This window comes from Actinomadura sp. (assembly GCF_044508335.1).
In the GTDB taxonomy this organism is placed as follows: Bacteria; Actinomycetota; Actinomycetes; order Streptosporangiales; family Streptosporangiaceae; genus Spirillospora.
On the sequence record NZ_JBIQHY010000078.1, the window covers coordinates 1896 to 23338 of the forward strand.

23 protein-coding genes are annotated in these 21443 nt (G+C 73.1%); 14 read left to right on the plus strand and 9 right to left on the minus strand.

All coding sequences use genetic code 11. From position 1 onward, the window contains the following. Window positions 1–317: 317 nt before the first annotated feature. Window positions 318–1262, minus strand: a complete 945-nt coding sequence (locus tag ACIWVC_RS23410) for an NADP-dependent oxidoreductase (RefSeq protein WP_396454577.1) — start codon at window positions 1260–1262, stop codon at window positions 318–320. A gap of 128 nt (window positions 1263–1390) precedes the next feature. Between ACIWVC_RS23410 and ACIWVC_RS23415 the strand changes: the two genes are divergently transcribed. From ACIWVC_RS23415 to ACIWVC_RS23435, 5 genes are all read left to right on the plus strand, one after another. Then, window positions 1391–1834 (plus strand): winged helix-turn-helix transcriptional regulator, encoded by a 444-nt coding sequence (locus ACIWVC_RS23415; RefSeq protein WP_396449742.1) that lies wholly within the window; start codon window positions 1391–1393, stop codon window positions 1832–1834. Between the two features lie 5 nt (window positions 1835–1839). Continuing rightward, window positions 1840–1998: a DUF4177 domain-containing protein gene (locus ACIWVC_RS23420; RefSeq protein ID WP_021591512.1), complete on the plus strand. Its 159-nt coding sequence runs from the start codon at window positions 1840–1842 to the stop codon at window positions 1996–1998. Continuing rightward, entirely contained in the window at window positions 1995–2456 is a 462-nt protein-coding gene (locus ACIWVC_RS23425) for a RidA family protein (protein ID WP_396449743.1), read from the plus strand. The genes ACIWVC_RS23420 and ACIWVC_RS23425 overlap by 4 nt, the downstream gene beginning before the upstream one ends. A 47-nt stretch (window positions 2457–2503) precedes the next feature. Continuing rightward, complete coding sequence (locus tag ACIWVC_RS23430) at window positions 2504–3355, plus strand: NUDIX hydrolase (protein ID WP_396449744.1); 852 nt, start codon at window positions 2504–2506, stop codon at window positions 3353–3355. A gap of 143 nt (window positions 3356–3498) precedes the next feature. After that, a complete protein-coding gene (locus ACIWVC_RS23435) occupies window positions 3499–4284 on the plus strand; it encodes an MBL fold metallo-hydrolase (protein ID WP_396449767.1) in 786 nt (261 codons plus the stop codon). A 136-nt stretch (window positions 4285–4420) separates the two neighbouring features. Here ACIWVC_RS23435 and ACIWVC_RS23440 read toward each other — a convergent pair whose 3' ends face one another. Further along, window positions 4421–5107: a Crp/Fnr family transcriptional regulator gene (locus tag ACIWVC_RS23440; protein ID WP_131935942.1), complete on the minus strand. Its 687-nt coding sequence runs from the start codon at window positions 5105–5107 to the stop codon at window positions 4421–4423. 228 nt (window positions 5108–5335) lie between these two features. Between ACIWVC_RS23440 and ACIWVC_RS23445 the strand changes: the two genes are divergently transcribed. Continuing rightward, window positions 5336–5983 carry a TetR/AcrR family transcriptional regulator gene (locus ACIWVC_RS23445; protein WP_396449745.1) on the plus strand — a complete coding sequence of 216 codons (648 nt, stop codon included), beginning with the start codon at window positions 5336–5338 and terminating at the stop codon, window positions 5981–5983. Window positions 5984–5998: 15 nt separating this feature from the next. Here the strand turns inward: ACIWVC_RS23445 and ACIWVC_RS23450 are convergent, their stop codons facing one another. Then, window positions 5999–6553, minus strand: coding sequence for a carboxymuconolactone decarboxylase family protein (locus ACIWVC_RS23450; RefSeq protein WP_396449746.1), 555 nt, complete (start codon window positions 6551–6553; stop codon window positions 5999–6001). After that, the gene (locus ACIWVC_RS23455; RefSeq protein ID WP_396449747.1) at window positions 6550–7446 is read right to left on the minus strand and encodes an SDR family NAD(P)-dependent oxidoreductase; all 897 of its coding nucleotides are present in this window, start codon (window positions 7444–7446) and stop codon (window positions 6550–6552) included. Before ACIWVC_RS23455 ends, ACIWVC_RS23450 begins: the two co-directional genes overlap by 4 nt. Window positions 7447–7548: 102 nt before the next feature. On the opposite strand from ACIWVC_RS23455, the gene nth reads away from it, so the two are divergent. From nth to ACIWVC_RS23470, 3 genes are all read left to right on the plus strand, one after another. Further along, a complete protein-coding gene (gene nth, locus ACIWVC_RS23460; RefSeq protein WP_396449748.1) occupies window positions 7549–8289 on the plus strand; it encodes an endonuclease III in 741 nt (246 codons plus the stop codon). A gap of 136 nt (window positions 8290–8425) precedes the next feature. After that, entirely contained in the window at window positions 8426–9007 is a 582-nt protein-coding gene (locus ACIWVC_RS23465) for an NUDIX hydrolase (protein WP_396449768.1), read from the plus strand. 190 nt (window positions 9008–9197) lie between these two features. Beyond that, window positions 9198–10394: a MarP family serine protease gene (locus ACIWVC_RS23470; protein WP_396449749.1), complete on the plus strand. Its 1197-nt coding sequence runs from the start codon at window positions 9198–9200 to the stop codon at window positions 10392–10394. Window positions 10395–10473: 79 nt separating this feature from the next. On the opposite strand, the gene ACIWVC_RS23475 is transcribed toward ACIWVC_RS23470, so the two are convergent. The 5 genes from ACIWVC_RS23475 to acs form a co-directional block, all read right to left on the minus strand. Continuing rightward, window positions 10474–10827 (minus strand): DUF309 domain-containing protein, encoded by a 354-nt coding sequence (locus ACIWVC_RS23475; protein ID WP_396449750.1) that lies wholly within the window; start codon window positions 10825–10827, stop codon window positions 10474–10476. A 118-nt stretch (window positions 10828–10945) separates the two neighbouring features. Continuing rightward, window positions 10946–11869: an alpha/beta fold hydrolase gene (locus tag ACIWVC_RS23480; RefSeq protein WP_396449751.1), complete on the minus strand. Its 924-nt coding sequence runs from the start codon at window positions 11867–11869 to the stop codon at window positions 10946–10948. Window positions 11870–11877: 8 nt separating this feature from the next. Further along, the gene (locus ACIWVC_RS23485; protein WP_396449752.1) at window positions 11878–12315 is read right to left on the minus strand and encodes a phage holin family protein; all 438 of its coding nucleotides are present in this window, start codon (window positions 12313–12315) and stop codon (window positions 11878–11880) included. A gap of 13 nt (window positions 12316–12328) precedes the next feature. Beyond that, a complete protein-coding gene (gene nhaA / locus ACIWVC_RS23490; RefSeq protein ID WP_396454578.1) occupies window positions 12329–13555 on the minus strand; it encodes a Na+/H+ antiporter NhaA in 1227 nt (408 codons plus the stop codon). 252 nt (window positions 13556–13807) lie between these two features. Next, window positions 13808–15775, minus strand: coding sequence for an acetate--CoA ligase (gene acs, locus ACIWVC_RS23495; RefSeq protein WP_396449754.1), 1968 nt, complete (start codon window positions 15773–15775; stop codon window positions 13808–13810). Window positions 15776–16102: 327 nt separating this feature from the next. Here acs and ACIWVC_RS23500 point away from each other — a divergent pair, with 327 nt between their 5' ends. The 5 genes from ACIWVC_RS23500 to ACIWVC_RS23520 all read left to right on the plus strand — a co-directional run bounded on the left by ACIWVC_RS23500 (window position 16103) and on the right by ACIWVC_RS23520 (window position 21398). Next, entirely contained in the window at window positions 16103–16894 is a 792-nt protein-coding gene (locus ACIWVC_RS23500; protein WP_396449755.1) for a Fic family protein, read from the plus strand. 31 nt (window positions 16895–16925) lie between these two features. After that, entirely contained in the window at window positions 16926–17543 is a 618-nt protein-coding gene (locus ACIWVC_RS23505) for a pentapeptide repeat-containing protein (RefSeq protein WP_396449756.1), read from the plus strand. A gap of 935 nt (window positions 17544–18478) precedes the next feature. Beyond that, window positions 18479–19552, plus strand: a complete 1074-nt coding sequence (ssd, locus tag ACIWVC_RS23510) for a septum site-determining protein Ssd (RefSeq protein ID WP_396449757.1) — start codon at window positions 18479–18481, stop codon at window positions 19550–19552. Beyond that, a complete protein-coding gene (locus ACIWVC_RS23515; RefSeq protein ID WP_396449758.1) occupies window positions 19549–20706 on the plus strand; it encodes a TadA family conjugal transfer-associated ATPase in 1158 nt (385 codons plus the stop codon). The genes ssd and ACIWVC_RS23515 overlap by 4 nt, the downstream gene beginning before the upstream one ends. After that, entirely contained in the window at window positions 20703–21398 is a 696-nt protein-coding gene (locus tag ACIWVC_RS23520; RefSeq protein ID WP_396449759.1) for a type II secretion system F family protein, read from the plus strand. The genes ACIWVC_RS23515 and ACIWVC_RS23520 overlap by 4 nt, the downstream gene beginning before the upstream one ends. The last annotated feature ends 45 nt before the right edge of the window (window positions 21399–21443 follow it).

Below are 21443 nucleotides of genomic sequence, written 5' to 3' on the forward strand. Positions count from 1 at the left end.
GCCGTACCCTCTCCGACCTTCTCCGCCGCGTCATGCTCCGCGCCGAGCGCCCGTCCGATTCCTGCTGAGCCTGCGGTCTCGACCTGGGCGCGCCGTTCGGCGGGGCGTGTTGGCCGGGGTCGGCAGGGGCGGGCGCGGCGGCTACTGGGTGTGCTCGATGTGGACGAGCGCCCTCCGCGGGTCATGCTGCGCGCCGAGCGCCCGTCTGACTCCTGCTGAGCCTGCGGCCTCGACCTGGACGCCTGTTTGGCGGGATGCGTCGGCCGGGGTCCGCAGGCCGGAGCTGCGGCTGCCGGCCGTGGGATCAAGAGGCGCGGTCAGGGGATCAGGACCAGGCGGCCTCGGAGGCCGCCGGCTTCCAGGCGGGTGTGGGCCTTGCGGGCTTCCGAGAGGGGCAGGGTGTCGGCCACGCGGAGGGTGAGGCGGCCCCTGTCCACGAGGTCGGCCAGGTAGGCCAGTTGCGCGGCGTCCGCGCGGATCCATTCGTTGCGGACGGTGATCCCGCGCAGCGGGACGGGGACGGCCGGGCCGCCGTTGACCGCGGCGAACGAGCCGCCGTTGCGGACGGCGTCGAGCGCCGCGGCGGCGAGGAGCGCCGCGTCCACGGCCCCGTCGACGCCGCCGGGGACGAGTGCGCGCACCGCGTCCGCGAGGTGGGCGTCGCGGCTGACGAACATCTCCGCGCCGAGGCCCCGCACCAGTTCCTCGTCCGCCGCGGAGGCGGAGGCGACGACGCGCAGCCCGCGGTGCGCGGCGAGTTCGACGGCGTAGCCGCCGACGGCGCCGGCGGCGCCCGTGACCAGCAGCGTCGCCCCGGGCGGAAGGTCGAGCAGGTCGAGCGCCTGCAGGGCGGTCAGGCCGTTCAGCGGCAGCGTCGCCGCCTCGGCCGGTGACGCCGAGCGGGGTGCGTGCGCGACGGCGGAGGCGTCGAGGACGATCGACTCCGCGTAGCCGGCGACGGGGACGTCCAGCCGGTCCTGCAGGCCGATGACCCGGTCGCCGGGCGCGAGGCCGGTGACGTCCGGGGCGGCGGCGTCGACCGTGCCGGCCACGTCCATCCCGATGCCGAACGCCGGGCGCGTGCCGAACGCCATGAGGCCGGCGCGGGCGAGCCCGCCGGAGCGGACGGCGGCGTCCACCGGGTTGACGGCCGCCGCCGCGACCCTGATCCGCACCTGGCCGGCCCCCGGGACGGGCTCCGGGACGTCGGCGTCCTGCAGTGCCTCCGGCCCGCCGGGCGCCGTGACGATGATCGCGCGCATGCCGGTACTCCTTGCGTGAAGTGGGATGACGCGGGAGGACCCCCGCGCCGATCACTGTCGCCGGAACAGCGCGCGTCCGGAAGAAGTTACCTCCGAGTGCGTTCCGTACCCGGAGGTGAGCCCGCAGCATGGCGACGATGACGGCGGCGCAGCGCCGCGAGAAGGAGCGGGAGGCGTTCGGCGCCTTCATGGAGGCGTGCCCGATGAACCAGCTGCTGGGCGTCGTCGGCAAGCAGTGGAGCACGCTGATCCTGTGGGAGCTGGCGCGGGGGCCGCGCCGGTACGCCGAGGTCAGCCGGGCCATGCCGGGCGTCAGCGCGAAGATGCTCACGCAGACGCTGCGCTCCCTGGAGCGGGACGGCTTCGTGGCGCGCACGGTCACCCCGGCCGTCCCGGTGCAGGTCGAGTACGCGCTGACGCCGCTGGGCGACCGGATCGTCCCGCTGATCGCCACGATGATCGACTGGGCGAACCGCCACATGGACGACGTGCACGACGCCCGCGAACGCTATGACGCGACCTCGGCCAAGGCAAGGTCGAACGAGGTTCCAGCAGGCGCGTCGCTAGGGTGAACGCCATGAAGAAGTGGGAGTACGCGACCGTTCCGCTGCTGGTGCACGCGACCAAGCAGATCCTTGACAACTGGGGCCAGGACGGGTGGGAGCTCGTCACCGTCCTGCCGGGCCCGAACCCGGAGAACCTCGTGGCCTACTTCAAGCGCGAGGTCCAGTCATGAGCACCCCCGAGGAGCGGCTGCGGGAGCTGGGGATCGAGCTGCCGGACGTCGTCCAGCCGGTCGCGTCGTACGTGCCGACCGCGCGGACGGGCTCGCTCGTCTACACGGCGGGCCAGATCCCGCTGGTGAAGGGCGAGCTGGGCGCCACCGGGAAGGTGGGCGCCGAGGTCAGCGCGGAGGAGGCCGCCCGGCAGGCGCGGATCTGCGCGCTGAACTGCGTCGCGGCGCTCAAGGCGGAGGTCGGCGAGCTGTCGCGGGTCGTCCGGATCGTGAAGGTCCTCGGGTTCGTCGCCAGCGCGCCGGACTTCACCGGGCAGCCGGAGGTGGTCAACGGGGCGAGCGACCTGCTCGTCGAGGTGTTCGGGGACGCGGGCAAGCACGCGCGCAGCGCCGTGGGCGTCGCCGCCCTGCCCCGGGACGTGCCCGTCGAGGTGGAGCTCATCGCCGAGGTCGAGTAGGACCGAGGCTTGACGGAACGCCATTCGGTATGTCCGAATGACTCGCCATGGGCACTGTGCACGGGCTGAAGCTGCCGGCGAGCTTCCGGGATCGGATCGAGGACATCCGGGCGGGCCGGGCGGAGCCCGCTCCGGCCCGGCACGCGGCGACCGTCGTGGTGCTCCGCGACCACGACCGGCACGGGCTGCAGGCGTTCATGCTGCGCCGCGTCCGGTCGATGGCGTTCGCGCCGGGCGCCTACGTGTTCCCGGGCGGGTCCGTCGACCCGCGCGACGGCGAGGCCGACCTGGCCTGGTCCGGGCCGCCGCCCGCCGAGTGGGGCGCGGCGTTCAAGGCGGACGAGACGCTGGCCCGCGAGCTGGTGTGCGCGGCGGTCCGGGAGACGTTCGAGGAGACGCTGGTCCTGCTTGCCGGGCCGACGGGCGAGACCGTCGTGGACGACACCCGCGGCGACGACTGGGAGGCCGACCGGCGGGCGCTGCTGGACCGCTCCCAGTCGTTCGGCGGCTTCCTCGACCGGCGCGGCCTCGTGCTGCGCGCCGACCTGCTGCGCCCGTGGGCGCACTGGATCACCCCGGCGATCGAGCCGAAGCGCTACGACACCCGCTTCTTCGTCGCCGCGATGCCGGAGGGGCAGCGGGCCAGGGACGTCAGCACCGAGGCCGACGAGGTCGCCTGGGTGCGTCCCGCGGAGGCGGCCGAGCGCGCGGCGAAGGGCGAGTGGATGATGCTGCCGCCGACGGTCGCGACGCTGGCCGAGCTGGCGGAGTTCGACACGGTGGCGGACGTGCTGGCCGCGCGGCGCGAGATCGTCGTGCACGAGCCCACGGCGGAGATCATCGACGGCGAGGCGTATCTCGTCCTGCCGGACGGCGTCGAGCGGCACTACCGGGGATGAGGCGCGTGCCCGGTGCCCGGGCCGCCGCGTGGCGGCAGGCCGCCATGTGGCGGCTCGCCGGCACGTCCGCGCTGCGGCATCTCGACCGTTTCGGCTGGAACCCGGCCCGTCACCCGGATCGGGCCTCGGGCAGGATGGGAGACATGACGGAGATCGACGGGATGGGCACTGAGCGGGCGACCTGCGTGCTCGCTCCGAACCCGTCCGCCATGACCCTGGACGGCACGAACACGTGGATCATCGCCGAGCCGGGGTCGGACGAGGCGGTCGTCGTCGATCCCGGGCCGAAGGACGGCAGGCATCTGCGGCGCGTCCTGGACGTCGTCGAGGCGCAGGGGCGGCGCGTCGGGCTGGTCCTGCTGACCCACGGCCATCCGGACCATTCGGCGGGCGCCGGGAAGTTCGCGAAGCTCGCCGGCGGGTCCGTCAAGGTGCGGGCGCTCGACCCCAGGCACCGGCTCGGCGACGAGGGGCTCGCGGAAGGGGACGTCGTCACCACGGGCGGCCTGGAACTGCGGATCATGGAGACGCCGGGCCACAGCGACGACTCGCTGACCTTCTGGCTGCCGGCGGACGGCGCGGTCCTCACCGGCGACACCGTCCTCGGCTACGGGACGACGGTGCTGGAGGGCGGCCTCGGCGACTACCTCGCGTCGCTCGACCGGCTCCGCCGCTTCGCCGCCGACGTCGAGGCCGCCACCGTCCTCCCCGGCCACGGCCCCAAGCTGGACGACCCGATCGCCGTGCTCGACCACTACATCGACCACCGCCGCGAGCGTCTCGCGCAGGTCGAGGCGGCGGTGGCCGCGGGCGCGCGCACGGCGCGCGAGGTCGTCGAACGCGTCTACGCGGACGTCGACAAGTCGCTGTGGCCCGCGGCCGAGTGGTCGGTGCAGGCGCAACTGGACTACCTCGACTCCCGCCGCTGACCCGCCGGCCCTCCGGGGCGCCGGCGGGCCGGACGCGCGGCGCGGCCGGGCCGGACGCGCGGCGCCGGTCACGCGGCACCGGTCACGCGGCACCGGTCACGCGGCACCGGACGCGCGGTGCCGGAGGCGGCCGCGGCTACTTCGAGCGCTTGCGGAGGCGTTCGATGTCGAGGATGACGACGGCGCGCGCCTCGATGCGCAGCCAGTTGCGCTGGGCGAAGTCGGCGAGCGCCTTGTTGACGGTCTCCCGGGAGGCGCCGACGAGCTGCGCCAGCTCCTCCTGCGTGAGGTCGTGGTGGACGTGCAGGCCCGCCTCGGACGGCTGCCCGAACCGCTCCGCGAGGTCGAGCAGCGCCTTGGCGACGCGTCCGGGCACGTCGGTGAAGACGAGGTCGGCCATCACGTCGTTGGTCTTGCGGAGCCGCTGCGCCAGGGCGCGGAGCAGCTGGACGGCGACCTCCGGGTGCCCGGTGAGCCAGGGCCGCAGGTCGTCGTGGCCGAGCCCGGCGAGGCGGCACTCGGTGACCGCTATGGCGCTCGCGGTGCGGGGCCGCGGGTCGAACAGCGACAGCTCCCCGAACATCTCGGACGGGCCGAGCACGCTCAGCAGGTTCTCCCGGCCGTCCGGCGCCGTCCGGGTCAGCTTGATCTTGCCTTCGAGGACGACGTACAGCCGGTCTCCGGTCTCGCCCTCGTTGAACAGCGTCTGACCGCGCGCGAGACGCGCTTCGGTCACGTTGGCGCGCAGCGCCTTGGCGCCCTGCTCGTCGAGGGCCTCGAAGAGCGGGGCTCTGCTCAGAACGTCCACGTCGCGATCGGTCACGCTTCTCCTCCTCGAACACCTACATGCCTAGTGTGACGTACGTCCCACCGCGTACGTGAAGGCAGGGTCACGGCGCGCCGAAACGCGGAACCGGGAGTGTTCGTCCCGCGGCGGGTCACGGTCCCGTTCGCCCAGTGTACGGACCGGCGGGTGAATGCCATCACACCGGTCTCATCGCCTGTTATCGGACGAGCCGGGCGGCGGGCGCGGGTGCCTTAACCTGAGCGGATGCAGAGCTCCGGGTCCGGCCCCGTGCCGCGCCGGCTTCCGCGGGGCCGTCACGCGCTGTCCCGCGAGGAGGTCGAGCGGGTGCACCGTGACCGCCTCTGCGCGGCCATGGCGGCGGCGATGGCGGAGAAAGGGTACGTCGGCACGTCGGTTGAGGACGTCCTTAAACGGGCCCGTGTGTCGCGGCAGAGCTTCTACGGGCTGTTCTCGTCCAAGCTCGACTGCTTCATGGCGGCGTTCGACCAGGCGAGCGAACTGGTGATCCGCCGGCTGGAGGGCGCCGCGGAGGGCGGGGGCGACGCGGCGGCCCGGTTCGAGCGGGCCGTCACCACGTACCTGGAGGCGCTGGCGTCCGAGCCGGGGTACGCGCGGCTGTTCCTGGTGGAGGTGTACGCGGCCGGTCCGGAGGCCATCCGGCGGCGGTCCGAGATACAGCACGACCTGGCCGAGGCCCTGGCGGGCCTGATGGGTGTGCCGGGTCCGGCGGGTCGGTTCGCGTGCCAGGTCGTCGTGTCGGCGGTGAGCTCGATGGTGACGCCGGCGGTCGCGGCCGGTGACATGGAGGCGTTGCGCGCGGTCGGCCCCCCGGTCGTCGACCATGTGCGCCTCCTGCTCCGCTCAGGGGTGTTGGACGGCGCGGAGAAGTGACCTGGGGCGTCCCTCTCAACGGGCCCCGGAGCGACGGGGGCGGTCGGGCTGGACGCGGAGAGCGGTGATCACGGTGGCGAGCATCTCGTAGTGCCCGACGAGCACGGTCAGCTCCACGCACTCGCCCTCGGTGAGGTGGGCGCGGAGGCGCGCCCAGGTGTCGTCGTCCACGTCCCGGTCGGCGTGCAGTGCGTCGGTCGCGGCGAGGATCGCCTGTTCGCGCGGCGTCCAGCCGTCGGCGGACGGGCCCTCCTTGACGCGCTCGACGTCCCGTTTCCGGACGCCGGAGCGCCCGGCGATGCGCACGTGGTGGTCGAACTCGTAGCGGCAGTCGCGCAGGTGCGCGACCCGCAGGATCACCAGCTCGGTCTCGCGCCGCGGCAGGGTGCCGCCCGGCATGAGGCGCCCGGCGAACCACAGCCAGCCGCGGAACAGGCCGCGGCGGCGCGCCAGCGTCAGGAAGAGGTTCGGCGGGCCGGTTCCGGCCGCCCGGCCCGCGACGCGGCAGGCGAGCCAGTTCACCGCGCCGACGTCGCGGACGCCGCCGGGCCGGACGCGCGGCGCCGTCACCGGCGGGAGTCCGGTTGCGGCGTGGTCAGCTCGACCCGCTCCTTCCGCGCGATCTCCAGGATCTCGCGGAGCCCGCGCTGGACGGCGCCGTCGACGACGGGTTGCGCGAGCATCCGGACCGGGAGGACGCCGCCGACCCACCATGGGGCGACGACCCGCTTGGAGCGGCGGGCGATCCCGCGCTCCAGGGCGTCGATCCCGACCTTCAGCGGCGTGACGGCGGAGATGAGGCTGCTCGCGCGGCCCGAGTTCGTCAGGGCCGACGCCGCCTCGGTGCTGAACCCGCGCCGCGTCATGTCGGTGTCGAGTTCGGCGAAGTAGGCGACGCCCGCCTTCGCGCCGTACGGCCTCAGCTCGGCCCTCAGCGTGTTGCCGAGGGCCTCGACCGCCGCCTTGGACGCGCTGTAGGCGCCCAGCAGGGGTGCGTGCACGGCCGCGGCGAGGGACGCGACCGCCAGCGCGTAGCCGCGCTCGTGGCTGATGTGCGGCCCGGCCGCGCGGAGCGTGTTGTAGACGCCGAGCACGTTGACGCGGAGGCTCTGCTCCAGGACGGACGGGTCGCCCCCGATGACGGGCATCTGCGCGGCCACGCCCGCGTTGGCCACGACGACGTCCAGCCCGCCCAGTTCGCGGACGGCGAGGTCCACGACTTCCTCGACGCGGGCGCGGTCGGTCACGTCGCAGGTCCACCAGGGCGCCGGCCCGCACTCCCCGGCGACGCCGGCGAGCAGGCCGGGTTCCAGGCCGGCGAGCGCGACGCGGGCGCCGCGCCCGTGCAGCCGGGCGGCGAGGGCCGCGCCGATGCCCCGCGCGGCGCCGGTGATCAGCACGCGCCGCCCGGCGAGGGTCGCCGGCCACGGGGACGAGTCCCACCGGAGGGAGTCAAGGATCATGCCGCGACCCTACCATTAATGAACATGTCCGTCTTTTTAAGATCGGTCCAATGGGCGGGAAGTCGGGCCGCCCCGCCGCGCGGACACCGTAGGCTGGCCGGTATGGCGACGGAGGCGGCCCCGAAGGCGCGTGCCCGGAAGTGGAAGGACGAGTCCCGGCTGGCGCTCGTCCGGCGTGCGCGCAAGATGAACCGGATCCTGGCCGAGACCTACCCGGACGCGCACTGCGAGCTCGACTTCGGGACGCCGTTCCAGCTCCTCGTCGCGACCGTCCTGTCCGCGCAGACCACCGACGCGCGGGTCAACATGACGACGCCGGAGCTGTTCGCCAAGTACCCCACCCCGGAGGACCTCGCCGCCGCGAACCCCGAGGACGTCGAGGCCATCCTGAAGCCCACCGGGTTCTTCCGCGCCAAGACCAAGTCGGTCATGGGGCTGTCCGCGGCATTGCGCGACCAGTTCGGCGGGGAGGTCCCAGCGCGGCTGGAAGACCTCGTCAAGCTGCCCGGTGTCGGGCGCAAGACGGCCAACGTCGTCCTGGGGAACGCGTTCGACGTCCCCGGGATCACGGTCGACACCCACTTCGGCCGTCTCGCGCGGCGCTTCGGCTGGACGACCGAGGACGACCCCGTGAAGGTCGAGCAGGAGGTCGGCGAGCTGATCCCGCGCAAGGACTGGACGATGCTGTCGCACAGGCTCATCTGGCACGGCCGCCGCATGTGCCACGCGCGCCGTCCCGCCTGCGGGGTGTGCCCGCTCGCCCGGCTGTGCCCGTCCTTCGGCGAAGGGCCGACCGACGAGGAGACCGCGCGCAAGCTCGTCAAGCCCGGACCGTTCTCGTGACGGCCGGGCAGGAGGGCGCGCCGGGAAGGAACGCGACCGTTCCGCGGTTGGGACGGACGTGACCGAGACCGCCCCGAGCACCCCCGAGTGGCTCGAACGCTTCCGCCTGGAAGGCCCCAGGCTGCCGGTGCCGCCGATGTTCCGGCCGGTGCCGGACGCCCGCGCCGCCGCCGTCCTCATCCTGTTCGGAGAGGGCCCGCACGGCCCGGACGTCCTGCTCACCGAGCGCGCCGCCACGCTGAACAAGCACGCCGGGGAGTGCGCGTTCCCCGGCGGCCGCATCGACCCCGAGGACGACGGCCCGGTCGCGGCGGCGCTGCGCGAGGCGAAGGAGGAGGCCGGCGTCGAACCGGCCGGGGTGGACGTCATCTGCACGCTGCCCGAGCTGTACCTGTCGCACAGCCGGCACCGCGTCACGCCCGTCGCCGGCTGGTGGCGGGAGCCGTCGGAGATCGCGCCCGGCCATCCGGGGGAGGTCGCGACGGTCGCGCGCGTCCCGCTGGACGAGCTGGTCGACCCGGCGAACCGGCTCACGGTCCGGCATCCGTCCGGGATCAGGATGGGGCCGGCGTTCCGCGTCCGCGACCTGTTCGTGTGGGGGTTCACGGCCGCGCTGCTCACCCAGGTCCTGGAGGCCGGCGGCTGGAACCGGCCGTGGAACGCCGCCCATGTGGAGGACCTGCCGCCCGAGGTGCTGGACCTCGCCGCACGCAGCTGAGAATCTCCTGAATTGCGATTGAACTGGTACGTTCCATCGCGCCGGAAATGATGCGCCTGGTCAGCGCGGCCTTTCCGGACGGTCACCCCTTGGTCACGGGCGTGTGTCACACCTGACGGCTACCCGGCGCACCCCAATCTGGTACATCGAGGGGACGTGAAGCGGCCGCCCGGCACAGTACGGTGAAGCGGTGCTGCACGACCACGTTCTCGATCTCATCCTGCTCGTGCTCGTCGTGCTGTTCGGAGTCTCGGGCTACCGGCAGGGCTTCATCGTGAGCCTGCTGAGCTTCGTCGGCTTCGTCGGCGGCGGCGTCATCGGCGTCCTGATCGCGCCGCCGATCGCCGAGGCGGCGGTGGACGGCGCCGCGCAGCAGGCGCTGCTCGCCATCGTGATCGCGTTCCTGGCCGCCACCCTCGGGCAGCTGATCGCCTCGTCCCTCGGCGCCGTGCTGCGCAACCGGGTGACCGGCTTGAACGCCCGCACCGCGGACGCGGTCGGCGGCACGTTCGTCAGCGCGATGTCACTGCTGATCGTCGCGTGGTTCTTCGGCAGCCTGGTCGCCAATTCCGAGTTCAAGCCCGTCCGGACGCAGGTCAAGGGCTCCTCGATCATCAACGGCATCAACGACGTGATGCCGCAGCAGGCGCAGACCTGGTTCACCTCGTTCCAGGGCTTCGTGAAGAGCAGCGAGTTCCCGCAGGTGTTCAACGGCCTCGGCGGCGAGTCGGTGGTGCAGGTGCCGCCGCCGGACGAGTCCGTGCTGACCACCAAGGGGCTGAAGGCCGCCAAGAGCAGCATCGTGAAGGTGGTCAGCACCGCGCCGCAGTGCCAGCGCCGCATCGAGGGTACCGGGTTCGTGTTCGCGCCGCAGCACATCATGACCAACGCGCACGTCGTCGCCGGGGCGCGCGGCGCGTCCAAGGTGACGACGATCAACGGCGCCACCAACCGGGGGCGGGTCGTCCTCTACGACCCCAAGCGCGACGTCGCCGTCCTGTACGTGCCGGGGCTGCGGGCGCCGACGCTGCAGTTCGCGCCGGAGGCCCGCGTGCGCGACGACGCGATCATCGCCGGGTTCCCGAAGAACCAGCCGTTCACGGCGGGGGCCGCCCGGATCCGCGCCCGGCAGACGGCGCGCGGCCCGGACATCTACCACTCCGGGCAGGTCAGCCGGGAGATCTACGCCATCCGCGGCAAGGTCGAGCCGGGCAACTCGGGCGGGCCGCTGCTGTCCACGGACGGGCGCGTCTACGGCGTCATCTTCGCGGCGGCGCTCGACACGGCGTCCACGGGCTACGCGCTCACCGCGGGGGAGGTCGCGCCCGACGCGCGCGCGGGCGCGGCGGCCACCAACCCGGTGTCCACGCAGAGCTGCTCCGACTAGCCGATACGGCTGGACGGCCGGGCCGGGCGGGCCGCGTGCAGCAGCGCTCGGCCGGATCCGCTCGGCCGGATCCGCTCGGCTAGAGCGTGAGCCGGAGGGTCACGGGGCCGTTCTCCGGGCTCGCGGCAAGGTCGCGTGCGCGCTGGACGACTCCCCGTATGTCGATGTTGTAGGGGGCGCTCGTTTCGTACGGGACGAGACGTTCGGCGGCGCGGCTCAGCAGCGCCTCGGCGCCGCGTGCGTTTCCCCGGCGGAGATGGGTTATCCCCACGGCGACCTGCGCCAGGCCCCGCCACAGCTCACGTTCCGGTTCCGGGGCGGACTTCCAGACCGCTTCCAGTACCTCGTGCGCATGGAACGGACGGTCGGCGTCCAGGAGTTGTTGGGCTTCTTTCAAAGCCTCGTCCGGCGGCATGTCGAGGTCGTCCGGCATGGTGGGGATGCCGGTGGCGCCGTGAGGCAGCGGCCGCCCGTACGCGTCCCGAGGGCGTGCGTTGCGTGGGCGTCCAGACTCGTCCCGATCCCGCATGGCTCCACCGTACGCCCGGATATCAGTGATCGGGCTCCGGGTCGGCGAGCCAGCCGAGGAGCTGCGCGTCGAACGCGCGGGGACGCTCCTGGTGGGGGAAGTGGCCCGCGCCCTCGATGAGCTTCCAGCGGTAGGGGGCCGACACGTAGCGGCCCGATCCCTGCGCGCTCGCCGGAAGGGTGCACGTGTCGAGCGCACCGTGCAGCTGGAGCGTGGGCGCCTGGATGGGGGCGCGCATGCGGTGCGCGTAGCGGATGCCGTCCGGGCGGGCCTGCGACCGGATCAGCCAGCGGTGGTACTCCAGGGCGCTGTGGGCCGCCCCGGGGATCTGCACCGCCTTGCGCACGAGCTGCTCCGTGCGCTCGTCCGGCCAGCCCGGCCCGGACCAGTCGTGCAGCAGCCTGCCCGCCAGCGCCGCGTCGTCGCGGACCAGGCGCCGCTCCGGCCACAGCGGCAGCTGGAAGCCGAACGTGTGCCGCGCCGCCCAGCCCTGGCCGCGCGGGTCGCCCGCGACGGCCTGCCGCAGCCGCAGCGGATGCGGGGCGCTCACCACCGCCAGCCGCTGGACGATCTTCGGGTGGTACACCGCCGTCGTCCAGGCGAGCAGCCCGCCCCAGTCGTGCCCGACGACGATCGCGTTCGCCTCGCCCAGCGCGCGGACGAGCCCGGCGGCGTCCCCCGCCAGCGTGACCAGGTCGTAGCCGCGCGGCGGCTTGTCGCTGCCGCCGTAGCCGCGCAGGTCGACGGCCGCCGCGCGGTAGCCGGCGGCGGGCAGCGACACGAGCTGGTTGTGCCACGACCACCAGAACTCGGGGAAGCCGTGCAGCAGCAGGACGAGCGGCCCCTCACCGGCCTCGGCGACGTGGAACCGCGTCCCCCCGGCGCTGACCTGCCGGTGGGTCCACGGCCCGTCGACCTCGATCAGCGACGCGTCGTGCCCGGACATGGCGCCGGTCAGTCCGTCAGCTCGGGAGTGCCCGAGTCGTCCTTGCCGCGGCTCCGCAGCGCGGCGAAGTCGTCCTTCAGCGTCTTCCGGGTCCGCTTCGCACCCTCCATCCGCTTGACGATCCGCTTCGCGATCCACATCAGGAGGAGGGCGAGCAGCGCGTAGAAGACCGCGACCACCGCGAACGCGAGCCAAGGCCAGAGGCCCAGTTCGGCGAGCCCCAGCGCGAGCGAGATCGACGCCAGGATGACGATGAGCCCGCCCATCACCGCCGCGATGGTCAGCATCACGCTGCTGAGCGCGGCCTTCTTGGCGTCGGCCTTCAGCTCCATCTTCGCAAGTGCCATCTCGGCCCTGACCAGATCGGAGATGTTGCCGGACGCCAGCGCGACCAACTCGCCGACGGACTTGTCCTCCATGCGCTCGCCCGGTAGTGCCTCGGACATATCGCTCTACTCCTTAGTTCGGGCGCGCGCGCACACGCACCCTTCTCCGGAAGACGACGGCCGCGGCCGCCGAGGCGAGAACGCTCGCGATCAGGACCGCAGTCGTCACTCTCTCGAATTGTGACGGGTCGGTATAGGCCAAACCGCCGATCAGCAGCGAAACGGTGAAACCCACCCCGGCGAGGAGCGCGACGCCCGCGATCTCGTGCCAGTGCAGGTCCTCGCCGAGGGTCGCCAGGCCGAGCCGCGCCGCCGCCCACGCACCGCCGAAGACTCCCAAGAACTTACCGACCACCAGTCCGGCGACGACGCCGAGGGCCACCCGGTCGGTGAACACGGCGCCCAGCTGGGACGGGCCGAGCCCGACACCCGCCGACACGAACGCGAACACCGGCACGCACACGCCGGCCGAGAACGGCCTGAGCACGTGGTCGGTGCGCTCGGCGTTCGTCGGCCGTTCGTCCGCGGTCGTCTTGGGGCTGGTGAGCATCCCCAGTGCGACTGCCGCGACCGTAGCGTGGATCCCGCTCCGCTGGAGGAAGTACCAGGCGAGGACGGCGAGCGGCACGTAGACCCACGGCGACCGGACGTTCCTGCTCTGCAGCACCCCGTACGCGGCGACGAGAACGGCCGCGAGCCCCAGCCACGTCCAGTGCACGGTGGCGGTGTAGAAAAGCGCGATGACGGCGATGGCGATGAGGTCGTCCACCACTGCGAGCGTGAGCAGGAACGCACGCAGCGGCGCCGGGCACGAGGTGAACGTCACGGCCAGCACCGCGAGAGCGAACGCGATGTCGGTCGCCGTGGGCACGGCCCATCCCCGGAGCGCGCCCGGCTCCCCGGCGCTCACCAGGAGGAAGACCAGCGCCGGCACCAGCACGCCCGCCGCCGCCGCGATGACGGGCAGCGCCGCGTCCCGCGGGTTGCGGAGCTCGCCGTGCGTCAGCTCCTCGCGCAGCTCCAGGCCGGCGATGAAGAAGAACACCGCGAGCAGGCCGCTCGACGCCCAGTGCTGCACGTCCATGTGCCCGAGGTGCAGCCAGTGCGGGCTGATCTCGAACGTCCGCAGGCTTTCGTAGGCGCCCGCCCAGGGCGTGTTGGCCCACACCAGCGCGGCGATCGCCGCCAGCAGCATCACGACGCCGCCGAGCGTCTCCGTCCGCAAGGCGGTGGCGACCTGCGTCTTGTAGCGGACGGGCCACGTCGTGGCGACGCGGCGCTTCACAGAGGGGCGCGCCATGCAGGACTCCCGGTAGGGCGGGTGAACAGTCTCCTTCGAGGGACCGGCCCGCGCCATTACGGGAAGCCCCTGCCGACCAGACTTCCCGGCGCACCGGATTCCACCTTACCCGCCCAGAACACGACTACTCGGACACCCGTCCGCGGGCCAGAGAGGGCACCTGCCGCCCGCGCGCGGCAGCCGGACCCGCGCGGTGGGCGGGCATGGGAACGGCCCGCGTCCCTGTGCGGGCGCGGGCCGTTCCGGGGCCGGTCAGTCCTCGGACTTGCTCGCCGGGAGCTTCTCCGAGATCAAGTCCATGACCGTGCTGTCGGCCAGGGTCGTGACGTCACCGATGCTGCGGTTCTCGGCGACGTCGCGGAGCAGCCGGCGCATGATCTTGCCGGAGCGGGTCTTCGGCAGCTCCGGCACCATCAGGATCTGCCGGGGCTTGGCGATCGGGCCGAGCGCCTTGGAGACGTGGTCGCGCAGCTCCTTGGCGAATTCGGGGCCCTCCACCTCCTCGCCGGCGCTGCCGCGCGGGATGACGAACGCGACGATGGCCTGCCCGGTCACCGGGTCGGTCGCGCCGACGACCGCCGCCTCGGCGACCTTCGGGTGCGACACCAGCGCCGACTCCACCTCCGTCGTGGAGATGTTGTGCCCGGACACGAGCATGACGTCGTCCACGCGGCCGAGCAGCCACATGTCGCCGTCCTCGTCCTTCTTGGCGCCGTCGCCCGCGAAGTACAGGCCGTCGAAGCGCGACCAGTACGTCTTGACGTACCGCTCGTCGTCGCCCCAGATCGTCCGGAGCATGGCCGGCCACGGCTCGCGGAGCACCATGAACCCGCCGCCGCCGTTCGGCACCGACTGGCCCTGGTCGTCCACCACGTCCGCGGCGATGCCCGGCAGTGGGCGCATCGCCGCGCCCGGCTTGGCGTCCGTGACGCCCGGCAGCGGGCTGATCATGATGGCGCCGGTCTCCGTCTGCCACCAGGTGTCGACGACCGGGGTCCGGTCGCCGCCGATGACCCTGCGGTACCAGATGTAGGCCTCCGGGTTGATCGGCTCGCCGACCGACCCGAGGACGCGCAGGGACGTCAGGTCGTACTGCGCGGGGATGTCGTCGCCCCACTTCATGAACGTCCGGATCGCCGTGGGCGCGGTGTAGAAGATGGACACCTTGTACTTCTGGATGACGTCCCACCAGCGTCCCCTGTTGGGGGTGTCGGGGGTGCCCTCGTAGATGACGCTGGTCGACCCGTTGGCGAGCGGCCCGTACACGATGTACGAGTGCCCGGTCACCCAGCCGATGTCGGCCGAGCACCAGTAGATGTCCGTTTCGGGCTTCAGGTCGAACACGGCCCAGTGGGTGTAGGCGCACTGGACCAGGTAGCCGCCGGTCGTGTGCAGGATCCCCTTGGGCTTACCCGTCGTCCCGGACGTGTACAGGATGTAGAGCGGGTGCTCCGCGTCCATGGGCTCGGCGGTGTGCTCCTCGCTCTGCCGGTCGACGACGTCGTGCCACCACAGGTCGCGGTCGTTCTCGGTGACCTGCTCGCCGGTGCGGCGCACCACGAGGACGTGCTCGATCGACGGCGTCTGCGCGACGGCCTCGTCCACGATCCCCTTGAGGTCGGACGGCTTGCCGCGGCGGAAGCCGCCGTCGGCGGTGATGACGAGCTTGGCGTCCGCGTCGTCGATGCGGGTCCGGAGGGCCTCGGAAGAGAAGCCGCCGAACACCACCGAGTGCGTCGCGCCGATGCGCGCGCACGCGAGCATCGAGATCGGCAGCTCGGGGATCATCGGCAGGTAGATCGCGACCCGGTCGCCCTTGCGGACGCCGAGTTCGAGCAGGGCGTTCGCGGCCTTGTTGACCTCGCGCTGGAGGTCGGCGTAGGTGATCGTGCGGCTGTCGCCCGGCTCGCCCTCCCAGTAGTAGGCGACCTTGTCTCCGTGCCCGGCCTCGACGTGCCGGTCGACGCAGTTGTAGGCGACGTTCAGCTCGCCGCCCACGAACCATTTGGCGAACGGCGGGTTGCTCCAGTCGAGGACCTCGTCCCACCGCTTGGTCCAGGTGAGCCGGTCCGCCTGCTCCGCCCAGAACGCCAGGGGGTCTGCGGACGCCCGCTCGTAGGCGTCGGCCTTGACGTTGGCGGAGGCGGCGAGGTCGGCGGGCGGGGCGAAGCGGCGCGTCTCCTGCAGAAGGTTCGACAGTGTCTCTTGGCTCTGGCTCAACGCGAACTCCTTGTCAGGTGATGCGGGGTCGCCCGGTATCCCCACTCCACCAGGAAAGACCCGGTCTCCACAAGGCCGGAATCCCTCAGGTGGAAGACGAACTCGACGGCCACCACGAATCCGGATGCTGTTGTGATCCCCGACACAACTGGCCTTCCCAGGTCCGCTATCCGGGAACCGTCTCCGTTCTACGCTTCTGTGGGGCGTTTCGCGAGTGTCCGGGTCGTCTCACGGGTCGGCCGGGCACGTTTCGCACGGCGGCCGGGGACGTTTCGCGAGGCCGGGGGCGTCTCCCGGGCGTCCGCGCGGACCGCATAGGGTCGGGCCGTGACCGATGCCCTTGCTGATGTAGCGAACCTGCCCGGCGTGGCCGGTGCCGTCGACGACGCGCGGAAGGCCGTCGACCGGCTGCTCGGCCACCGCATCCTGCGGCGGCGCAGCGCCGAGGTGTCCACGGAGTCCGCGCTGCGGGGCGCCCGCGCGTCGGCCGTCCTGGAGGGGGCGGCGGTCACGCTGGACGAGCTCCGCACCGCCGACAGCCCGTCCGACCCCGTCGTCCAGGGGTCGCTGCGCGTGTCGGCCGAACTGGGGACGCTGACGGAGACCTGGCGCAAGGCGCCGCGGCAGGCGCTCGCCCGGCTGCACGTCCTCGCCGCCGCGGACGCCGTCGACAGCGCCGACCTGGGACGTCCGCGCACGGACGAGGGTGCCGTGAAGGACGACCTGGGGTTGGGCGAGGCGCCCTCGCCGTCCGAGGTGGCGGCGCGCTTGGACGCGCTCAGCGGGCTGCTGACTTCCCCGACGAAGGCGCCGGCGCTGGTGGTCGCGGCCATCGTGCACGGCGAACTGATGGCGCTGCGCCCCTTCGGCTGGGGGGACGGGCTGGTCGCCCGTGCCGCTCAGCGCCTCACCCTGGTGTCGCGTGGGCTCGACCCCAAGTCCCTGGTCGCGCCCGAGGTCGGGCACCTGGAACTGGAGGACGAGTACCGGTCGGCCTTGCGGGACTATGCGTCCGGCACGTCCGAGGGCGTCGTGCGGTGGATCGTCCACTGCTCGTCTGCGGTGGCCGCCGCCGCGCGGGACTCGCAGGCGATCTGCGAAGCGTTCATGCGGGGCTGATCCTGTCGGCCGGTGCCGCCATGCTGTGCGCATGGCCGAACGCATGCACGGACGTCCAGCCGCGCCCACCGACACCACGATCTCGTCGGCGAACTGGGATTCGCGTGACCTGACGGGCGAGAACCACGAGAACGTCCTGTTCGTGGACGTCGATATGACGGAGGCCACCGGCACCGGTGCCGTGTTCACCGACTGCACGTTCCGCGGGGTGCGTTTCAACGCGTCCACCCATACCGATGCCGCGTTCGTCAACTGCACGTTCGTGCGATGCGGCTTCTTCGACGCCGCCTTCTCGGGGTGCAAGCTCGTGGGCAGCATGTTCGACGCCTGTACATACGACCTGTTGAAGGTGAAGGGCGGCGACTGGTCGTTCACGGGCCTGCCGGGCGCCGACCTGCGCCGCGCGTCCTTCACGGACGTGCGCATGCGCGAGGCCGACCTCACGGGCGCGCGCTGCGCGGGAGCGGAGATCCGCCGCGTCGACCTGTCGGGCGCGTACCTGCACCGGGCGGACTTCTCCGGCTGCGACCTGCGCGGCAGCGACCTCTCGGCGCTGGACCCGTCCGCCGCCGAGCTGAAGCGCGCGGTGATCGACCCGTATCAGGCGGTCGTGCTGGCGGCGGCCCTGGGGCTGGACGTCCGCGAGTAGCACCCGCCCGACACGAAGCGAACGGCGCCCCGCGCTGGGACGCCGCCGCCAGTCACGTCACACCGGGTTACCAAGCGTGCACCTCAAATCCGTCGGATCGGGTCAAGCCCGCCTCGACGCGCCTCCCGCGGCTGGTCGCGCGTGGGTGCCCGGCTGCCGTGCACGGACACGTGGTCCGTAGCAACCTGTCTACGCCTCATCTGCGCAGTTGACAAGCCCCTCTTCGGAAAGGCCGGACCGTTGTGGCCGGCGGCGCCGGACGGGACACCGGTGCCGGATGAGGCAGCCGGGTGATATTCCGGACTATCCGTAACCCCGTTGGGGGTCGCAAAAATGATCACTCACCGTGATCGTTTCATTTAGGCGGCCGATCACCGGTGCGGCGGGAAGGATCTCCAGTTCTGCTGTACGCTCCCACTTCCGAGCCCGTGCGACGCCCCTTGCGGCCGTGCGGGGGAGGGGGATCGCGCCGTCCGGCGCGCGCTGTCCGGCAGTATGAGAAAAATCGTCATGCACCGGACGAGTTTGCGCCTCGACGGAACTCTCGACGATCGGGCAGCATATGTTGTATCTGCCTAGACTGGGTCGTGAGTTTGCCTCAGCCATAGGGCGGACTTACGCACGGCTCATGCTGAACTCCCACCGAGACTTTCCTGGGAAAACGGACCGGCTCTACCCCCCCGGAGCCGGACCGTAAGGCGACCCCCGCTCTCCCCCCCGGCGGGGGTCGCCCAGGCGTCGGGCGGGCGGCGACGGTCACCGCCGCCGCCCGCCGCTCCGCCGCCCGCCGATCCGCCGCCCGCCGCTCCGCCGCCCGCCGCTCCGCCGCCCGCCGCTCCGCCGCCCGGCGAAGTTATCCACAGTTCGCCGAACCTCTGCGCCCGCCCCGCGCCGCGCCGCAAGGTGGATGCCTCCGAACGTCGAAGGAGCATCCGATGAACCTCGCGGCACTGATCGTCACGGGCGACCAGGCCCTCGCCGACGGCCTGCTCCGGCTCGCGGCCGCCGCCGACGCCCACGCCGAGGTCGCCTACGGGGCCGACGAGGCCAGACCCGCCTGGACGTGGCCGGCCCTCATCCTCGTGGGCGCCGACATGGCCGCCGACGTCGCGGCCGCCGGCCTCCAGCGCCGCCCCGGCGTCGTCCTGGTCACCGACTCCGCCACCGCCGAGGCGTACCGCCTCGCCGTCGAGGCCGGCGCGCAGGACGTCGCCGCGCTGCCCGACCACGAGGACTGGCTGATCAACGCGTTCGCCGCGGCCTGCGAACCCGAGGGCGGCTGGGCCACCACGCTCTGCGTCGTCGGGGCCCGCGGCGGCGCCGGCGCCAGCGTCCTCGCCACCGCGCTCGGCCTGGCCGCCGCCGGCCAGGGGCTGCGCACCCTCCTGCTGGACGCCGACCCGTTCGGCGGCGGCGTCGACCTCATGCTCGGCCTGGAGGAGCACGAGGGCGTCCGCTGGCACGACCTCGCCGAACGCCGCGGCCGCCTCAGCACCGCGACGCTCCGCGAGACCCTGCCCCGCTCGGGCGACCTGTCCGTCCTCTCCTGGCGGCGCGGCGAACCCGTCCCGGTCTCCGACGAGGCCGTCCGCGCCCTCCTCGACGCCGCCGCCCGCGGCTTCGACCTGGTCGTCGCGGACGTCCCGCGCTACCCCGGCGACATCGGCCGCGCCGCCCTGCGCTCCGCCGACGTCACGTTCCTGCTCGTCCCCGCCGAGGTCCGCGCCACCGTCGCCGCCGACGGCCTGGCCGCCGCCCTCCGCCGCGACACCGCCGACCTGCGCCTGGTCGTCCAGGGCCCGGCTCCCGGCGGCCTCACCCCCGATGCGGTCGCCCAGGCCCTGGACCTCCCGTCCGCCGGCGCCTTCGACCGCGACCGCCGCCTTCCCGCCGCCACCGACGAAGGCGACCTGGAACGGGCCTGCCGCCGCGGCCCTCTCGCCGACTTCTGCGCGAAGACCCTCGCCGACCTGGCCCTCCAGCCCTACGCCTACCGGGAAGCGGCATGAGGGCGGCCCGCCTGTCCGGCGCGGTTCGCGACCGGCTGGCCGGCAGCGGCGGGGAGGCGACGACCGGCCGGGTCGCCGCGGCGCTGCGCGCGGAGGAGCGGCTGCTCGGCGACCGGGAGGTCCTGGCGCTGGCGGACGAGTTGTGCGCGGAGTTCGTCGGGGCCGGGCCGCTCGAGCCGCTGCTGCGCTCGCCCGACGTCACCGACGTGCTGGTCAACGGCCCGGACGAGGTCTGGGCCGACACCGGGTCCGGCCTCGTCCGCACCCCGGTGCGGTTCACCGGCGAGGCGGCGCTGCGCCGCCTGGCCCAGCGCCTCACCGCCGCCGCCGGCCGCCGCCTCGACGACGCGGCCCCGTACGCCGACGCCCGGCTGCCGGGCGGGGTCCGGCTCCACGCCGTCCTCCCGCCGGTGGCGGCGGGAGGCACCTGCCTGTCCCTGCGCCTGCCCCGGCGCCGCGCGTTCACCCTGGACGAGCTGGTCGCGGCGCGGACCGTCCCGCCCGAAGGGGCCGCGCTGCTCGCCGCGCTGATCGAGTCCCGCGCCGCCTTCCTCATCACCGGCGGCACGGGAACCGGCAAGACCACACTCCTGAGCAGCCTGCTTTCACTGGCCGACCAGCACGAACGGTTGCTCCTCGTAGAAGACTCCGCCGAACTGAAACCCGACCATCCGCACGTGGTGCGGCTGGAGGCCCGCCCGCCCAACGTGGAGGGCGCCGGGGGCGTGACGTTGAACGACCTCGTCCGCCAGGCACTCCGCATGCGCCCCGACCGCCTGGTGGTCGGCGAGGTCCGAGGCTCGGAAGTGGTAGTCCTCCTTCAGGCTTTGAACACCGGACACGAAGGCGGCTGCGGCACCCTCCACGCCAACACGGCCGCGGACGTGCCGGCCCGGCTCGAAGCGCTCGCCTGCGCGGCGGGGCTGAGCCGCGAGGCCGTCCACAGCCAGTTGGCCGCCGCGCTGGACGTCGTCGTCCACCTGGTCCGCGACCCGGGCGGGGGCCGCCGCCGCGTAGCGGAGATCTGCCTCCTGCACCGGGCGCCTGATGGCCTGGTGGGCGTCGTCCCCGCCGTCTCGTTCACCGCAACCGGCGAGGTAGTCCCGTCCCACGGCGCCGACGCCCTGCAAGCCCGCCTGCGAGGAGCCGGATGACCATCGCACTCGCCACCCTCTGCTTAGCCGCCGCCATCTGGACGCTCCTCGGCCCCACTCCCGCGTGCCGCCGCCTGAACCGCCTGGCACCACCCCCGCCGACCGACCCGTGGCGCGCCGTGAGAACCAGGATCGAAGCCGTCCGCGAGCGCAGGACCCGGCCGCACCGCTGGCGGACGTCCGTCATCGAACTCTGCGACGCCATGGCCGCCGAGCTGGCGGCCGGCCGAACCCCCGACGAGGCGTTCAAGTCGGCCGCCGCCGTCCTGGACCCGCATGTGTCCCGGGAACTCCTGCACATCCCGCGTCCGCCACCCGACCACCTGGACGAACTGGCGACCAGACCGGGAGCCGAGGGGCTGCGGCTGCTGGCGGCCTGCTGGCGCATCGGCGCGGAACGCGGCGGCGCCCTGGCCACCGTCCTGGACGGCCTGGCCGGGGCCCTCCGCGACGAAGAGGCCCAGCGCCAGGACATATCGGTCCAGCTGGCCGGCCCCCGCGCCACGGCTCGCCTGCTGGCCGTCCTCCCCCTCCTGGGCCTGGCCATGGCCGCCGCCCTGGGCGCCCACCCGATCCCGTTCCTTTGCGGCACCCTCCCCGGCCTGGCCTGCCTGATCACAGGCACAACCCTCAACCTCCTGGGCCTCCACTGGACCCGCCACCTGGCCAAGTCCGCTGAATCCCCGCCCTAACCCCTGAGCACCCGCCCTAACCCCTGAGCACCCGCCCTAACCCCT

Coding starts and splice junctions, on each gene's coding strand:
- ACIWVC_RS23505 (WP_396449756.1), top strand. CDS start 16,926: ATGGCCGAACGCATGCACGGACGTCCAGCCGCGCCCACCGACACCACG.
- ACIWVC_RS23435 (WP_396449767.1), top strand. CDS start 3,499: ATGACGGAGATCGACGGGATGGGCACTGAGCGGGCGACCTGCGTGCTC.
- ACIWVC_RS23465 (WP_396449768.1), top strand. CDS start 8,426: ATGTTCCGGCCGGTGCCGGACGCCCGCGCCGCCGCCGTCCTCATCCTG.
- ACIWVC_RS23425 (WP_396449743.1), top strand. CDS start 1,995: ATGAGCACCCCCGAGGAGCGGCTGCGGGAGCTGGGGATCGAGCTGCCG.
- nth (WP_396449748.1), top strand. CDS start 7,549: ATGGCGACGGAGGCGGCCCCGAAGGCGCGTGCCCGGAAGTGGAAGGAC.
- ACIWVC_RS23420 (WP_021591512.1), top strand. CDS start 1,840: ATGAAGAAGTGGGAGTACGCGACCGTTCCGCTGCTGGTGCACGCGACC.
- ACIWVC_RS23475 (WP_396449750.1), bottom strand. CDS start 10,827: ATGCCGGACGACCTCGACATGCCGCCGGACGAGGCTTTGAAAGAAGCC.
- ACIWVC_RS23455 (WP_396449747.1), bottom strand. CDS start 7,446: ATGATCCTTGACTCCCTCCGGTGGGACTCGTCCCCGTGGCCGGCGACC.
- ACIWVC_RS23515 (WP_396449758.1), top strand. CDS start 19,549: ATGAGGGCGGCCCGCCTGTCCGGCGCGGTTCGCGACCGGCTGGCCGGC.
- ACIWVC_RS23430 (WP_396449744.1), top strand. CDS start 2,504: ATGGGCACTGTGCACGGGCTGAAGCTGCCGGCGAGCTTCCGGGATCGG.
- ACIWVC_RS23480 (WP_396449751.1), bottom strand. CDS start 11,869: ATGTCCGGGCACGACGCGTCGCTGATCGAGGTCGACGGGCCGTGGACC.
- ACIWVC_RS23415 (WP_396449742.1), top strand. CDS start 1,391: ATGGCGACGATGACGGCGGCGCAGCGCCGCGAGAAGGAGCGGGAGGCG.
- ACIWVC_RS23520 (WP_396449759.1), top strand. CDS start 20,703: ATGACCATCGCACTCGCCACCCTCTGCTTAGCCGCCGCCATCTGGACG.
- ACIWVC_RS23410 (WP_396454577.1), bottom strand. CDS start 1,262: ATGCGCGCGATCATCGTCACGGCGCCCGGCGGGCCGGAGGCACTGCAG.
- nhaA (WP_396454578.1), bottom strand. CDS start 13,555: ATGGCGCGCCCCTCTGTGAAGCGCCGCGTCGCCACGACGTGGCCCGTC.
- ACIWVC_RS23445 (WP_396449745.1), top strand. CDS start 5,336: ATGCAGAGCTCCGGGTCCGGCCCCGTGCCGCGCCGGCTTCCGCGGGGC.
- ssd (WP_396449757.1), top strand. CDS start 18,479: ATGAACCTCGCGGCACTGATCGTCACGGGCGACCAGGCCCTCGCCGAC.
- ACIWVC_RS23485 (WP_396449752.1), bottom strand. CDS start 12,315: ATGTCCGAGGCACTACCGGGCGAGCGCATGGAGGACAAGTCCGTCGGC.